1 protein-coding gene is annotated in these 576 nt (G+C 70.5%); it reads right to left on the bottom strand.

Translation table 11 applies throughout. The features are described from left to right. Positions 1 to 576, bottom strand: a 576-nt coding sequence (locus CCN29_RS36415) for a glycoside hydrolase family 38 C-terminal domain-containing protein (protein ID WP_442538576.1), incomplete at both ends; no start/stop codon positions are given.

Consider the following 576-nt stretch of genomic DNA (forward strand, 5'->3'; position numbering starts at 1 on the left):
GACGGCGCGCGTGACGTCGTGGCCGTACGTGCCGTCGTTGACGAGGGCGACGCCCCAGTCGGGTTCCTGGAGGTGGACGAAGCGGTGGTTGCACGCCTCGAACTTGGCCGCCTCCCAGGAGGTGTTGGTGTGGGTGGGCCGGAAGAAGTGCCCGAACTGCGTCTCGGAGGCGTAGCGGTCGGTGTGCAGGTCGAGGGGGAAGGCGAGCTTGAGGAACTTCTCCGTCTCGTGCCAGTCGACCTCGGTGTCCACCACCAGGCGCTTCTCCCCCGGCGGCAGGGACAGCAGCTGCGTCACCCGGGAGCCGCCGAAGGTACGGACGATCCGCACCGAGGCGCCGTCGTCGCCGGGGGTGACCTCGTCGGCGTCGGTGAGGTCGGTGACGGTGTTGCGGTAGAACTCGTCCACGTCCCAGGCGTCCCACATGTTCGGCAGGTCCTGGTGCAGCTGGAGGAGGTTGCCGGTGCGGCCGGGGGCGATGGTCTCGCGGCCGGTGGCGAGGTCGAGGACGGAGTCCACCAGGCCCCGGGGGTCGACGCCGATCCGGAGCAGGCCGTTGTCCAGGACGTGGCCGCC

The organism is Streptomyces pseudogriseolus (assembly GCA_002154585.1).
Lineage (GTDB): Bacteria > Actinomycetota > Actinomycetes > Streptomycetales > Streptomycetaceae > Streptomyces > Streptomyces pseudogriseolus.